Consider the following 13,990-nt stretch of genomic DNA (forward strand, 5'->3'; position numbering starts at 1 on the left):
GGACGCTGCCGAGCGCGACGGGGTCGTCACTCCGACTCGCCCTCGGCGAGCGCGACGGGCTGGTGGTTCTCGGTGAGCACGCCGCGCCCGTGCCACACCATCAGCACCGCATAGAGCGCTGCGAGCACGCGAAAACCGCTGAGCAGACCGAAGCGCTGCCCGAGCGAGCCGCCCGCGACCGCGCCGATCAGGCTCCCGGCCGGTCCCGAGAGCGAGAACAGACCGCCCACCCGGCCGCGGCCGAGCTCGGCGGTGAGCGCCGCGAAGCGATTGACGCTCGTGAGGTGCTGCACGCCCAGCCCGAGCCCGAGCAAGACCGCCCCGATCCACAGCGACGCGACGCCGAGGGGGAATGCGAGCAGGAGCTCGGTCGCGAGCAGCAGCGAGAAGGCGATCGCGTAGCGGGCAGCGTCGCGCAGCGGCGACAGGGCACCGCCGGCGAGGAGCAAGGTCAAGACGAACACGGCGCCCTGGAGGGTCACCAGGCTCGCGGCTTGCGGCACCGAGAGGTGAAACTCGCGGATCCCGATCAACACCACGAACACGGCGAAGTAGGACATCGCCATCTGACCACACAGCTCGATGAGCATGCTCTGGCGCAGCTCGCGGCGAGACAGGATGATCCCGACCTGTCCGCGCAGGCGCTCGACGAGCGGCGTGGCCGAGCGCCCGCGGCCGGGGGGAGCCCCGGAGAGCACGCGATCGCCGACGAAGACCGTCGCCAGCAGCCCGAGCCCCGTCACCACGAACACGCCGGTGTAGCCGAGCAGGCCGAGGAGCTGCGCGCCGAGCATCGGGCCCACGAAGAACATGCCGAGCGAGTGGGACGCGCGCTGCCAGCCTGCCTTCCGCGGGCCGAGGCGAGGAAGCAGGTGAAGAAACTCGGTCTGGGTCGCGACCATGCGAAACGGGTTGAGCAGCCCGAAGAGGACCACGCCCGCGATGAGCTGCCAGGGCCGGTCCATCTGGGTGAAGCCGAGCAGGTACAGCGCCGCGCCCGCGAGGCCGCCGAAGCGGAACAGCGGTCGGCTGCCGTGGCGGTCGATCAAGCCTCCGACCGGCATCGAGAGCAGCAGCATGCCGGTGAACTGCAGGCCCCCGACCAGGCCGATCTGCCAGGGGGAGGCGTGGAGCGAGGCGGCATACAGCGGCAGGACCACCTTGGCCACGCCGTTGCTCGTGCCCGCGAGCAGGCCGAGCACCATGAAGCCGAGAAGATAACGCTGGGGGAGAGACGGCGAAGAGGTCATCAGGCGAACCGAGGCGAGCGGCCGGTCGGTCGGCGCGTTCGTCCGCCGTGCCGAATCGGGTGTCGCTGCCGCGCGGGCGCCCTGCAAATCACGCTCCCGAGCCGGCGCAGACCCACGCCGACCGCCTCGTCGCCCCCGGCGCCACGGCAGGAGGCCGGCGTCAGCCCGCGGCCCGCGGCCTGCTGCTCCAGCAGCACACGCGCAGCACGCGCCCGCTGCTGGCGCAGCAAGGGGGCATCCGGTACAGCGGACGCACGCTTCCCGGAGCGGAGGTTCGAGGGCGGGCTCGGGCTGACGGGCACCGGCGAGGGCTGGAGGCCCGCGCGCGAAGCGACGGCCGCGGAGGGGCCCTTCGAGCGTCCGTGATTTGCGCCTTCCGGCTCACGCCGATCCGAGCTCCGTGACGAAATCACGCAGCGCGGAGGCGAGCGCGAGGGGCGCCTCGAGGGGCGACAGGTGCCCTGTGCCGGGCAGGACGCGCAGGCCTGCGCCGGCGATGCGCGGCACCACCTCGCGCCGCAGGACGTCGAGGCGCTCGACCTTGTCGAGCTCACCGGCGATCACCAGCGCCGGCGCGTCGATCGACGCGACGTCGGCGGAGATGTCCTCCTGCGACGCGACGTGCGGCCAGGCGGCCTTGGCGGCGGGCGCGCCGCGCAAGCTGTCCTCGATCACCTGCTGGCGCAGCGCGGAGCTCAGCGGGCGCGCGGTCAGCACATGATCGAGCACAAAGCCGATCGATTCCGGCGAGTCATAGGCGCGGGCCAGGGTCGCGCGTTGCTCGTCGCTGAGCGGCATCGGCGTGGGCGGCGCCGGGGCGACGAGGACGAGCCCCCGCAGCCCGGCAGGCCGGCGGGACGCTAGCAGCTGCGCGACCTTGCCGCCCATCGAGTGGCCCACCAGCACGTGGCGCTCGAGGCCGAGCACCTGGATCACGGCCTCCGCGTCATCGGCCATATCGCCGATGCGATAGCCCTCTTCCGGTGCGTCGGAGTCGCCCCAGCCGCGGTGGTCGATCGCGACCGTGCGGCACCTCGGGGAGAGGGCCTCGGCCACCGCCGCCCACGTGCGCGATGAGCCGCCCCAGTAATGGAGGAAGACGAGGGCGATGTCCCCCTCGCCTCGCTCCTGGACATGGATCTGGATCCCGTTCGCCGTGATCTTCATGAGCGCTCCGTCCAGATCAGCTGTCGAAGGGGGCGCCCTCCAGGAGGGCGCTGGCGTCGAAGGGCTGAAAACCAGGCACGTAACGGCGGCCGAAGTCCGAGAGGAAATTGCCGGCCGTGGTGTGCGGCTTCCGCTCCACGACGCCGCAGAGGGCGCGCCGAAATTCCTGCTTCATCTCGAGCCGCGGATACGCCCTCAGGATCTCCTCGACCGCTCCGCGCGGCAGCGCCTCCAGCCCGAGGCCGCCGTAATCGATCCCGATCCCGAGGTGGGCGACGGCGACCTCCGGCTCCTTGTGCGGGGCGATGCCCAGGCTCGTGTGCAGCGCGATGGCGTCCCACACGAGGGACGCCTTCTCCCGGGGCAGGCCGCGGTCGACGAGGAAGGCCCGGGCGGCGTTGGCGCCGTCGACCTCGAAGCGCTCGGGGCCGGCGAAGCGCTCGGTCAGGCCGAGGTCGTGCAGCACCACGGAGAGGTAGAGCAGCTCGCGGTCGCAGGCGAGGCCGCGCTGCCGGACCGCGAGCTCGCCGAAGTAGTACGAGCGCATCACGTGGTGGAAGAGGTAAGGGGCCGAGACCTCGCGCGCGAGCTCGGTCGCGTCCTGGGCAAGGCGCGTGTCGGGGGCGTGGATTCCTGCGATCGCTGTGGTCATGGCGGGGGCTCCTGTCTGCCGGCGGAGGCCGAGCGAGAGGAGGGTGCGCGCTCGCTGGCCGGGCGCCCCGCCGAACTGCGGTCATTTCCTGCCACGCGCGCGGGCGTTCCCGGAGAAGCGCTCCCGGTACTCGAGCGGTCCCACGCCGAGCCGGCGCAGGAAGGTGCGGCGCAGGTTCTGCTCGTCGCCGAAGCCGCACTGGTGGGCGATCCGCTTGAGCGGGAGGTCGGTGCCGGCGACGGCCTGGCAGGCGGCCTCGAGGCGCATGGCCGCGACCGTTTTCGCCGGCGTCTGCCCGAGCGCGGCCGTGTACGCGCGCGCGAAGGTGCGCGGGCTCATCCCCGCCTGCGCGGCGAGGCGCTCGACGCGGAGATCGCCGGCGAGGCGGTCCGCCATCCAGGCATGCAGGTCGGCGAAGGTGCCGCCCTCGGCGGCCTGCGCCGCGAGCGGCGCGCTGAACTGCGACTGCCCGCCGGGCCGCTTGAGGAACACGACGAGCTGCCGGGCGACCGCCATCGCCGCGCGGTGCCCGAGGTCCTCCTCGACGAGCGCGAGGGCGAGGTCGATGCCGGCGGAGATGCCGGCCGAGGTCCAGATCGAGCCGTCGCGCAGGTAGACGGAGTCCGCGTCGACGCGGACGCGCGGGTGGCGCTCCGCGAGGAGCGGCGCGGAGCGCCAGTGGGTCGCCGCGCGGCGACCGTCGAGCAGGCCCGCGGCGGCGAGGAGGAAGGCGCCCGTGCACACGGCGCAGGTGCGGCGCACGCGCGGCGCGCGGCGGGCGAGCCAGGCGACGAGATCCGGCGGCACGGCCGGGGCCTCCGGCGGCCCGCTGCCCGGCACGATCAGGGTGTCGATGGCCTCGTCGTCGAGCGCCGCGAGCGGCTCGGCGCCGACGGCGAGCCCGGTCGTGGTGCGCACCGGCCCGCCGGCCGTCGAGGCGACGATCGCGCGATACGGCGGAGGAGCGCCCGGCGCGCGCAAGGTGGTCGCCACGGTGAAGGCCTCGAGAGGCCCGGCGAGATCGAGCAGCGCGACGCCCTCGAAGGCGAGCAGGACGACGAGGCGGGGCTGGGTGAAGCTCGCTGGCATGAGAGGATGGGTAGATAGATCAAGGCGGGCCGGGCGGGAGCGCAGCAGGGCGGGAATGCGCTCGAGCCCGCCGGCGCCCGCGCCACGACCCTCCCGCGGTGCCCATCGCCGGCCGGATCGCTGCGCCGCCCGGGGGACGAGGGCGTCGAGGGCCTACTCGTCGACGGCGGCGTAGCGGCCGCTGGGCGTGACGATGACGTGGGCCTTGAGCCTCTCGGCGAGCCCGTCGATGGCGCCGATGCGGTGAAGGGTCAGCAGGGGTGAGGGATTGCTGATGGCCTCAGCCAGCGGCGGAGGTGCGCAGCGCCGGGGGCGGGTCGCTTGCTTGCGGGCGCGTCAGGCGGCGGAGCTGGTGGAGGCGCGGAGCGGCTCGGCGGGGAGCTCGCGCTCCCTGGCGGCGGGGACGAGCTTGGGGGCGGTCTTGAGGTGGGTGGCGTACAGGGTGAGGCCCGTGAAGGTGATGCCGCCGAGCATGTTGCCGACGACGGTCGGGATCTCGTTCCACACGATGTAGTCCATGATCGAGAAGTTGCCGCCCATGAGCATGGCCGACGGGAACAGGAACATGTTCACCACGGAGTGCTCGAACGTCATCGCGAAGAACAGCATGATGGGCATCCACATCGCCGTCACCTTGCCGCCGACGGTGTTGGAGATCATCGCGCCGACCACGCCGGTCGAGACCATCCAGTTGCAGAGCACGCCGCGCACGAAGAGCGTCAGCATGCCGGCGGCGCCATACTCCTTGTAGCCGAGCGTGCGCGCCTCGCCGATGCCGGAGATGGCCTTGCCGACGGCGCTCGGCTCCGTGGAGAAGCCGAAGGTGAAGACGATCGCCATCATCACGGCGACGGTGAAGGCGCCGGCGAAGTTGCCCGCGAAGACCAGGCCCCAGTTGCGCAGGACGCCGCCCAGGGTGACGCCCTTGCGGCGATCGATCAGCGCCAGCGGCGCCAGCACGAACACGCCCGTGAGCAGATCGAAGCCCAGCAGGTACAGCATGCAGAAGCCGACCGGGAACAGCATCGCGCCGATGATCGGGTAGCCCGTCTGCTGGGTGACCATCACCGCGAAGACGGCGGCGAGCGCGAGCAGCGCGCCGGCCATGTAGGCTCGGATCAACGTGTCCCGGGTCGACATGAAGACCTTGGATTCGCCCGCGTCGACCATCTTGGTGACAAATTCTGTCGGCGCCAGATAGGACATAAGCTTGGCTTTCCTCCGTGAAGACGTGACTTTCGAGAGGGCTCGAGCTTGGCGCGCCCGCCCGTGGCAGGCCGCGCCGCGCTGGCCAGCGCGGCCTGGGCGGCAGCGCGAGCGGATCGCCCAGGCGTGTGCCGGGGCGATCGAGCTCTCACGACGTGCCGAGGAATGTAGACGCGGCTGCGTTTCGTCAGTGTTTCCGTTGATGAACGAACTGGGATTTATCGAGAGGCGAGGCGTGGGGGCGGCGCAGGGATCCTCTTTCACGCCGCCCCAGGTGGACCGCCGAGGCGCGTCTGCCCTGTCTTCGATGACGTGGGCGGTGAGCGGGACGTGCCGTTCCTCGGAGAGGTGGCGCAGCTCCAGGGTCATCGCTTCGTCCTCGCGGGTCGGCGTCGGATCACGCTGGCGTGTTGATGGGCCAGGACGAAGCTGTGGGCGGCCATGTCCAGCGCCGTGCGCAGGACGGTGGAGCGGCCGACGTAGAGGGCGTCGTCGGAACCGCGGGCGAGCAGGCGCCGAGCCGGACGATTGGCGTCCGCGCCAGGTGAAGGGCCGCCGCCTCTGACGTGCAATCGCGAGAATACGAATGTGGTCTTCGCGTACGCTGTACAACGCGCAGCAGGAAAATCGCCGCACGAGCCACCAGCGCACATCGCTCTCCACGGCGCTCCCCGCGAGCGGTGACGCAGCCAGGGCATCGACTGCGCCTTGGACCTCGGCGACGAAGGCGTTACCAGGGCCAGGGCGTGCCCGAGCGTCGTAGGCGGCCTCGTTCAGCCCGGCGGCGCAAGGCAGAGCCTGCCGCCGCGCGGACCTAGCGTCCCGGTCGTACGATGGTGAGTTGGCCAGGACCGGTTCCCGGCGTTCCACCAGGAGCCCTGCCGGCGCCGCTCGCTCCTCGCGACGCGGCGCCTGGCCGATGACAGTCCGCCACCGGAGTCCGGCGCTTGACAGCCCAGATAGAGCCATGGTTCATGAAACCATGGCGCGAACCGCTCCAGTTCCGAACATCCCAGCGATTCCTGGCATGAATCCGGGGACCTTTATCCTCGGCGGTGGCGGCGCGGGTGGGGGCGGTGGCGGCGCCGGCGGCGGGGGCTCGGGGGACGGGCAGGGCGGGAGTGGCGGCAACGGCGGCAACAGCGCCAAGGGCGGCGGGAAGCAAGCGCCGGATCCCAAGAAGTATCCGACCTGCGGGACCAAATCCCACCCGGTCGACGTCGTCACCGGGCGAGCGTTCACGCACCCCATCGTTGATTTCGAGCTGCCCGGCCCGCTCCCGCTGCGCTTCGCGCGCACGTGCAGCTCGACGATCCACCGCGAGGACGCGGGGCTCGGCTGGGGGTGGGCGCACACGTTCGGGTGGCGCATCGAGGTGCAGCGGCAGCGCGTGCGCCCAGCTGATGTCGCGCGTCGACGACTTCATCGATCGTGACAAGCGTGCGCTCGGCGGGGGCGGCACGCACGGCCTGTCGCACCGATTCCGCGAGCAGATCCACGGCGCGAACGGGCCTGGGACGCCGAGCTGGCAGAACCATGAGGACCAGATCACGGGGCAGGAGTCGGGGCTTCGCAAGTGCATTGCCGAGTACGATCGGCGCGTCGCCGCCGGCACGGCGATGCCGCCGCTGCGGCCCGACGCGCGCCCCTGGTCTACCAAGCCGCCCCCCGCCGCGTCGGACTGGGTGGGGCCGATGCCGCCCCCGCCGCCCACCGGCGGCGGCGGGTCGTGAGGAGGGGGTACGCCATGATGGACGAAGCGAGGATCGCGCGCGAAGGCGGGAGCATCGAGCGTGCGTTTTTCCTCCTGTCGCTCGACTGCGTACGGCCGCACTACGAGAAGATGGGCCTGCGCGTGACGAGCAAGGAGCAATTCCAGGAGGCGCTGCGGTCATGCACGGCGGACCGTGACTGGTCCGTCAACACGCGCGAGGCCCCGTATCAGGTCACCGTCGCCGCGCTCGGGTGCCTGCGCGCGCGCGATCCGGAGTTCGCGGGCGCGCTGCTCGGCTGGGTGACGTCGGTGGTCGGCCGTGCCGGCTACTGGCTGACGTGGATGTCCGTCGTGCGTGTACAGCCGCGCGCAGAGGGGCTGTTAGGGCTCGCCGAGGGCGCGCGGGAGGCGCTGTGGCGCGCGTTCGACGAGGCCGAGCGCGCGGGCGAGGGCGTGCCGTCCCTCGACCCGGCCGAGCTGTCCGAGTTCGACCATCGGGTCCTCGATGAGAGGGGGTACCTGGAGGACGAGATCGACCCCATGGATACGGTGCAGGAGCTCGTGCAGGCGCACACGTTCGCGAGGTTCTGGCGCGAGGCGGTCGCACCGCTCCTGTCGGAGGACGAACGTCGAGCCCTCGTCGCAGCAGCCATCGGGTTCTTGCGTGGCCAGGGGCGTGACGAAGAGGGCGACGTCCTGGATTCGGGGGCGTGGGAGAGCACGTGATGAAAACGACATGGTCAACGCGGGCGGAGTGGTAGCGGCGGCCGAGCTCGAAGGCGGTGGCGAGCCGGGCCGCGTCGAAGAGGGCCGACCTGGAACTCCGGGGGCGCGTCGTCCCAGGCGGGAGGGCTGCCGAGGCTCAGCGCCCGCGGCATCACGGCTTCGGGCGGCTGTCGGGTCGCGAGCGCAGTCCCCTTCAGTCGCTGGTAGAGCGCTTCGGGGAGAACGAGGGTGACGGTGGCGGTCGACATCGCGCTGCGGTGGACGCGGGAGGCAAGAGCGCTTCGCCGTCGAGCCAGCGCTTCGGCGATCAAGGATTCGTCAAGGCGGCGGCTCATCCCCTTCGCCAGCCAGCGACAGGATTCTCTGGCGGATCTCGCCAGATAGCCACATGCCCGCATCGGCGAGCTTGTCGACCCACGGCCCGACGCTGTGTGTTATCCCTCGAGACCTTGCCTCCAGCAGGATCTTGAGCGTTCCCCAGACGACCAGACCTGCCGCTTGAGCCGTGCGTCGTGCCAGCGCATCGTCGAGGAGAATCACACGGGATGGATTTTCCAGCGCCAGGGCCATGGCAGCAAGCTCTCCTGCCCCCAGGTCGAGCGCGAGCCATTCCGATGGCATGGATTGGGGGTCGACGATGCTCAGCCACCCATAGGTGCTCAGCGTGGGGACCTCATACCCCTTGCGTCGCCCTTCCTTCAACTCACGATCCACAGCGCTGGGGACCCAGACGTCTTTGAACATCTCGGCGAGCCAGTCCATGGCACCGATGCGGTGAAGGTAGAGGAGGGGCGAGGTATTGCTGATCGCCTCAGCCAACCGCGGCCTCCAGTGAGCGGAGCTCGGCTTCAAGAGGGAAAACCTTGTAGCGGCCCAGGCTCAACAAAAATTCGACCCGCGCCATGCCGGCGAGCTCCGCAGCGCGGCCGGACGAGAGCCGCCCCAGCTCGTACAGCTTGACCGCAGCGAGGGTGCGGAGCTCTCGCGCGAACTCAGCTTCATCCATCTTCTCCGCAAGGAGCACCTTCTCGGGCACATCAACCACAATCTGTCGAGTTGCCATGTTCCGTCCTTGGTTGCTCGGAGGGTCGAGGAAGTCTGCCTCTACCACGAAGCGGGATCCCTGCGCGATCGCGTGAACACGCATGAGGGTGTGCCGTGTCCCGCGCGGTGCGCAGAATGGTCGCGCGGTCGATGCAGAGGGCGTCGTCGGAACCGCGGGCGATCAGGCGCGTCTCGCGAACGCGGCCGTGGGTGCACGGCGGCGACGCCACCGACGACGATGAAGTCGACCCGATGCCGGGCGAGCACCCCGAGGAGCTCAGCGATCTTCGTCGGAGCGGGCATGCGGTTCTCGCGCGCGCCTGCTCTGACGGGCGAGCGTGACGAAGTCAATGTGGGCCTGGAGGGTGGCGACCCGGTCTGCTGGCGTGAGGCTCAGCATCCAGCGGATGAGCGTGAGATCGACGCCGTCCTCATTGTAGACCGGAGGTGCCGCTTCAGGATCGACCATCTCGGGTGGAGCGTATCACGCACGGATGCGACGGACGAGCTCCCGCGTCGCGGCGGGCAGTGCCGCACGCCATCCAGGCATGCGGCGCCAGGCGTCTCGCCGGCCGTCATTGCGCGGATCCTGCCCGGGTCTTGTGACGAGAGACTCCCGCGATGGCCATCCACCCGGCCGGACGAGATGGTGCGGGGGGCGCCATCCGCCAGCCTGAGCGGCCGCTGCCGGAGGCTTGCGGAGCAGCCGGTCGGGGCGATGCGCTGGGGCGGGCGGCTGGATGCGCAGGGGCGCTGCGCCCCGCGAGGAGACCTACTCGTGGACGGCGGCGTAGCGGCCGCTGGGGGTGACGATGACGTGGGCGGTGAGCGGGACGTGCAGCTCTGCCGAGAGGTGGCGCAGCTCCAGGGTCATCGCTTCGTCCTCGCGGGTCGGCGTTGGGTCGCCGCTCGGGTGGTTATGGACCAGGACGAAGCTGTGGGCGGCCATGTCCAGCGCCGTGCGCAGGACGGTGGAGCGCCCGACGTAGAGGGCGTCGTCGGAACCGCGGGCGAGCAGGCGCGTCTCGCGGACGCGGCCGTGGGTGTCGAGCGCGGCGATCCAGAGCTCCTCGTGGACCAGGGAGGCGAGCCTCGGGCCGAAGTACCGCGCCACGCGGGCGGCGTCGGTGAGGAGCGCGCCCCGGCGCGCGCGGGCGGCGTGGGGGCGGCGGCCGAGCTCGAAGGCGGCGGCGAGCCGGGTCGCGTCGAAGAGGGCGATCTGGGTGCGCTCGGCCAGCGCCGCGGGCGAGAGGCGACCGAGGGAGGGGAGGGCGGCCGTGCCGAGGATGCGCGGGCCGACGCCGGGCAGGCCGAGCACCATCTCGAGGAGGGCGGCCTCGGTCGCGGTCGGCAGCTCGGCCGCCGTCTCGGCGGGGGCGTCGACGGGGGCGCGGCTCATCGGGCTCATCGGGGCCACCTCCGAGAGCGGGTGAGGGCGCGGGCGAAGAGGCGGCGCGCGAGGCGCAGGCGGGTGGCGACCGTGGGGCGCGGGAGCGAGAGGGAGGCGGCGATCTCGCGCGAGGAAAGGCCGGTGGCGGCGAGCGCCAGGATCTCGCGCAGCTCGGGGCGGAGACGGTGGAAGGCGCGGAGCAGGCCGCGGGCGACGAGGCGGGCCTCGGGCGAGGGGGCGGCGAAGGCGGAGAGGCGGTCCGGGTCGACCGCGGGGAGCTCGTGGCGGCGGTGGGCCTTGTCGCGGTCGTGCGAGGCCTGCCGCGAGGCGATGCCGGCGAGCCAGCGGCGGAGGGCGTCGGCGGGAGGGAGAGCGGGGGAGGGGCGGAAGCGGCCGGCGCGCAGGCTGCGCCAGGCGCCGAGGAGGGTGTCCTGGGTGAGGTCGTCGAGATCGGCGGGGAGAACGCCGCGGGCGCGGAGGGTGCGGCGAATGAGCGGGCGCTGTTCGAGGAGCGCGGTGGGGTCGAGGTAGACGGCGGGGTGCGGGGGCTGATGAGGGGTCTTGGGCGGTCGGGCGAGCCGGCTGCGAGCAGCGGGGCGGGGACGGCGACGGGAAGGCGGATCGATCTCTTGGCCCTGGTCAGGGCGTAGACGTACGGTTTCCATGTCGGACCTCGTGGAAGCGGGGTTCGGCCACGCCTCCGGACGGTGCCAGCCGTCGCGGGGGCACTTTGTGTTTTGTTCAGGGTACGTGCGAGGCGCGATCCGAGTCAAGTAAAGTCGCCATCTACGACTACTTTCGGCCTGCCCAGGTTCAGCCCGTGGCGATGGAACCCATCGATACTGATACGGTTTTTCGGTACATCGCGGCGAACGTGCAGCGGCTTCGGGTCGGGCGAGGGCTGACCCAAGACGAGCTAGCGGCAGCGGCGGACGTGAGCCCTGGCCTGCTCCATCGTCTCGAACGCGCCAAGACCAACGTCAGCGTCGCGGCTCTTGTGGCGATCGCCAACGCCCTCGGCGTGACACCAGCAGCACTGTTCCGGCCAGCCGAGATGCCGGACACGACGCGCGGGAGGCCGCGCAAGCGTCCCGCCGGCGTTTGATAGCCATCGCTCGGTGTCCGCAGCTCGACCGCCTGCGGCCACCTCGTACTACATCGGCTTGACGCTGCTCGACGGCCGTAGTTGCACGCATGATCGGCAGATTCAGAAACCATTCCACATCGTTGACAACTTGCTGACCACGGCCGTAGGTGGCCGAGGCGATCACGTGGATCGCACCTTCAGGGATAAGAAGCTCCGACGCCCCTATACCAGCAGTCGCGCGCGCACTGTACAGTCCAACTGCACGGGACGACCTCTACGAAGGTGCTTGACTTCGGACTGCGTTTGGATTTCCTATCCCAAGCTGGCCCAGACGCGGCGGTGAACGCGTCTGGCGGTACCTGGAACTAGCGCATTCTGTGCGTCCAGTGTGCGATTAACACAGATCGCTGCTTCCGGTTGCGAGACACGCTGATGGAAGATTCAAAGAAGGCGAAGCCGCCGGTTCCGCCGCGTGGGGGAACCATGCCTCCAGCGAGGAAGGCGAAGCTGCCAGTTCCGCCTGCCGGGGGAATCACGCTCTCAGCGACGACGGCGAAGCCGACCGCTCCGCCTGGCGGCGCAACCACGTCCCGGGCACCGACGGCGAAGCCGACCGCTCCGCCTGCTGGCGCAACCACGTCCCCGGCGCCGACGGCGAAGCCGACCGCTCCGCCCGCTGGCGCAACCACGTCCCCGGCGCCGACGGCGAAGCCGACCGCTCCGCCCGCTGGCGCAACCACGTCCCCGGCGCCGACGGCGAAGCCGACCGCTCCGCCCGCTGGCGCAACCACGTCCCCGACGCCGACGGTGAAGCCGACCGCTCCGCCTGGCGGCGCAACCACGTCCCCGGCACCGACGGCGAAGCCGACCGCTCCGCCAGGCGGCGCAACCACGTCCCCGGCGCCGACGGCGAAGCCGACCGCTCCGCCAGGCGGCGCAACCACGTCCCCGGCGCCGACGGCGAAGCCGACCGCTCCGCCCGCTGGCGCAACCACGTCCCCGGCGCCGACGGCGAAGCCGACCGCTCCGCCAGGCGGCGCAACCACGTCCCCGGCGCCGACGGCGAAGCCGACCGCTCCGCCCGCTGGCGCAACCACGTCCCCGGCGCCGACGGCGAAGCCGACCGTTCCGCCAGGCGGCGCAACCACGTCCCCGGCGCCGACGGCGAAGCCGACCGTTCCGCCAGGCGGCGCAACCACGTCCCCGGCACCGACGGCGAAGCCGACCGCTCCGCCTGGCGGCGCAACCACGTCCCCGGCGCCGACGGCGAAGCCGACCGCTCCGCCCGCTGGCGCAACCACGTCCCCGGCGCCGACGGCGAAGCCGACCGCTCCGCCAGGCGGCGCAACCACGTCCCCGGCACCGACGGCGAAGCCGACCGCTCCGCCCGCTGGCGCAACCACGTCCCCGGCGCCGACGGCGAAGCCGACCGCTCCGCCCGCTGGCGCAACCACGTCCCCGGCGCCGACGGCGAAGCCGACCGCTCCGCCTGGCGGCGCAACCACGTCCCCGGCGCCGACGGCGAAGCCGACCGCTCCGCCCGCTGGCGCAACCACGTCCCCGGCGCCGACGGCGAAGCCGACCGCTCCGCCAGGCGGCGCAACCACGTCCCCGGCGCCGACGGCGAAGCCGACCGCTCCGCCAGGCGGCGCAACCACGTCCCCGGCGCCGACGGCGAAGCCGACCGCTCCGCCAGGCGGCGCAACCACGTCCCCGGCACCGACGGCGAAGCCGACCGCTCCGCCAGGCGGCGCAACCACGTCCCCGGCACCGACGGCGAAGCCGACCGCTCCGCCTGGCGGCGCAACCATCTCCCAGGCCACGAATGCAGCGGACGACCGGATTTTGGGCGATCATCCGCCACCTTCACATCCAATTGGAGAACTTCTCGAGGCGAAGGATGGCAAGACCGTTAATAGTGTTCTTCATCGTGCGTTGACAGAGACCAGCGGAAAGCGTCCGGCTACCGTGACGGTCCTCCGTGAGATGCTTACGCGGCACCATGCGAGCCCGGAGGCGATGGAGCGGAGCCAACAAAAACGCAAAGCGATGGAGCGTCTTGGACTCGGAAGGGAACAGGCAGGACTTCGTCGCTTTCCGACGAATCCCACAACGCAGAAGGGCAACCTCGCGGAGGTTGTGCTCGCAGAGTACATCGTCGCGTCGAGCAAACTCGCCCTTCCGACCTATCGCCTTCGATACAATCCGAACATTGATCAGTCTATGAAGGGCGATGATGTACTTGCGTTCGACTTGGACGCGAACCCCGTGAGACTCGTCGTAGGCGAGGCAAAATTTCGTGGGGCGTCGTCTGCTGCCGCCGTCATAGAAATTGTTGATGGGCTCCTCCGGTCCCATAGGAGCGGAGTGCCGGCATCCTTGCAGTTCGTCGCGGACCGCCTCTTCGATGAGGGGCAGGCAGAACTTGGAAATCGCGTCCTCGAATGTGCCATTCTGTTCGCACGTAACAAGCTAAGGCTGGACTACGTTGGGCTGCTGTTAAGTGACGCGAAATCTGCGGCCCGGGTCAATGACTTTACTCCTGCGACCTCTGTCAGGCTCGCAATGATTTCGTTCGGTGTTGATGTTCCAGACGCTCTGGTCCATTCCTGCTACGACCAGCTGGAGTGACGCATGTCGATTCCTAGAGAACAGGCGCACGCGG

16 protein-coding genes and 1 pseudogene are annotated in these 13,990 nt (G+C 71.0%); 5 read left to right on the top strand and 12 right to left on the bottom strand.

From position 1 onward, the window contains the following. Positions 1–26 precede the first annotated feature (26 nt). From WME83_RS01225 to WME83_RS01250, 6 genes and pseudogenes are all read right to left on the bottom strand, one after another. A complete protein-coding gene (locus WME83_RS01225) occupies positions 27–1,250 on the bottom strand; it encodes an MFS transporter (RefSeq protein ID WP_437317428.1) in 1,224 nt (407 codons plus the stop codon). A gap of 381 nt (positions 1,251–1,631) precedes the next feature. After that, complete coding sequence (locus WME83_RS01230) at positions 1,632–2,417, bottom strand: alpha/beta fold hydrolase (RefSeq protein WP_437317429.1); 786 nt, start codon at positions 2,415–2,417, stop codon at positions 1,632–1,634. Between the two features lie 16 nt (positions 2,418–2,433). After that, entirely contained in the window at positions 2,434–3,069 is a 636-nt protein-coding gene (locus tag WME83_RS01235; RefSeq protein ID WP_437317430.1) for an HD domain-containing protein, read from the bottom strand. 81 nt (positions 3,070–3,150) lie between these two features. Next, positions 3,151–4,158, bottom strand: coding sequence for a GlxA family transcriptional regulator (locus WME83_RS01240; RefSeq protein WP_437317431.1), 1,008 nt, complete (start codon positions 4,156–4,158; stop codon positions 3,151–3,153). 336 nt (positions 4,159–4,494) lie between these two features. Beyond that, positions 4,495–5,364 (bottom strand): formate/nitrite transporter family protein, encoded by an 870-nt coding sequence (locus tag WME83_RS01245; protein WP_437322145.1) that lies wholly within the window; start codon positions 5,362–5,364, stop codon positions 4,495–4,497. Between the two features lie 306 nt (positions 5,365–5,670). Continuing rightward, a pseudogene (locus WME83_RS01250) lies at positions 5,671–5,879 on the bottom strand (JAB domain-containing protein); the annotation flags it as partial. A gap of 512 nt (positions 5,880–6,391) precedes the next feature. Between WME83_RS01250 and WME83_RS01255 the strand changes: the two are divergent. The 3 genes from WME83_RS01255 to WME83_RS01265 are packed head-to-tail and all read left to right on the top strand — an operon-like array spanning position 6,392 to position 7,804. Further along, positions 6,392–6,799, top strand: coding sequence for a DUF6531 domain-containing protein (locus tag WME83_RS01255; RefSeq protein ID WP_437317432.1), 408 nt, complete (start codon positions 6,392–6,394; stop codon positions 6,797–6,799). Continuing rightward, positions 6,768–7,097 carry a hypothetical protein gene (locus WME83_RS01260; RefSeq protein ID WP_437317433.1) on the top strand — a complete coding sequence of 110 codons (330 nt, stop codon included), beginning with the start codon at positions 6,768–6,770 and terminating at the stop codon, positions 7,095–7,097. Before WME83_RS01255 ends, WME83_RS01260 begins: the two co-directional genes overlap by 32 nt. A gap of 14 nt (positions 7,098–7,111) precedes the next feature. Then, positions 7,112–7,804 (top strand): hypothetical protein, encoded by a 693-nt coding sequence (locus WME83_RS01265; protein ID WP_437317434.1) that lies wholly within the window; start codon positions 7,112–7,114, stop codon positions 7,802–7,804. A gap of 318 nt (positions 7,805–8,122) precedes the next feature. On the opposite strand, the gene WME83_RS01270 is transcribed toward WME83_RS01265, so the two are convergent. From WME83_RS01270 to WME83_RS01290, 5 genes are all read right to left on the bottom strand, one after another. Then, a complete protein-coding gene (locus WME83_RS01270) occupies positions 8,123–8,623 on the bottom strand; it encodes a DUF3368 domain-containing protein (RefSeq protein WP_437317435.1) in 501 nt (166 codons plus the stop codon). Continuing rightward, positions 8,616–8,867: a UPF0175 family protein gene (locus WME83_RS01275; protein ID WP_437317436.1), complete on the bottom strand. Its 252-nt coding sequence runs from the start codon at positions 8,865–8,867 to the stop codon at positions 8,616–8,618. Before WME83_RS01275 ends, WME83_RS01270 begins: the two co-directional genes overlap by 8 nt. 258 nt (positions 8,868–9,125) lie before the next feature. Then, entirely contained in the window at positions 9,126–9,317 is a 192-nt protein-coding gene (locus tag WME83_RS01280) for a hypothetical protein (RefSeq protein ID WP_437317437.1), read from the bottom strand. Positions 9,318–9,620: 303 nt separating this feature from the next. Next, positions 9,621–10,247, bottom strand: coding sequence for a JAB domain-containing protein (locus tag WME83_RS01285; RefSeq protein ID WP_437322146.1), 627 nt, complete (start codon positions 10,245–10,247; stop codon positions 9,621–9,623). Between the two features lie 5 nt (positions 10,248–10,252). Then, a complete protein-coding gene (locus tag WME83_RS01290) occupies positions 10,253–10,903 on the bottom strand; it encodes an RNA polymerase sigma factor (protein WP_437317438.1) in 651 nt (216 codons plus the stop codon). Between the two features lie 161 nt (positions 10,904–11,064). Here WME83_RS01290 and WME83_RS01295 point away from each other — a divergent pair, with 161 nt between their 5' ends. Then, positions 11,065–11,343 (top strand): helix-turn-helix domain-containing protein, encoded by a 279-nt coding sequence (locus WME83_RS01295; protein WP_437317439.1) that lies wholly within the window; start codon positions 11,065–11,067, stop codon positions 11,341–11,343. A gap of 347 nt (positions 11,344–11,690) precedes the next feature. On the opposite strand, the gene WME83_RS01300 is transcribed toward WME83_RS01295, so the two are convergent. After that, complete coding sequence (locus WME83_RS01300; protein ID WP_437317440.1) at positions 11,691–13,148, bottom strand: hypothetical protein; 1,458 nt, start codon at positions 13,146–13,148, stop codon at positions 11,691–11,693. A 145-nt stretch (positions 13,149–13,293) separates the two neighbouring features. On the opposite strand from WME83_RS01300, the gene WME83_RS01305 reads away from it, so the two are divergent. Beyond that, positions 13,294–13,956, top strand: coding sequence for a Hachiman antiphage defense system protein HamA (locus WME83_RS01305; RefSeq protein WP_437317441.1), 663 nt, complete (start codon positions 13,294–13,296; stop codon positions 13,954–13,956). Positions 13,957–13,990 lie beyond the last annotated feature (34 nt).

Origin of the sequence: Sorangium sp. So ce385 (assembly GCF_051474135.1) — a bacterium.
GTDB classification, from domain to species: Bacteria; Myxococcota_A; Polyangia; order Polyangiales; family Polyangiaceae; genus Sorangium; species Sorangium cellulosum_D.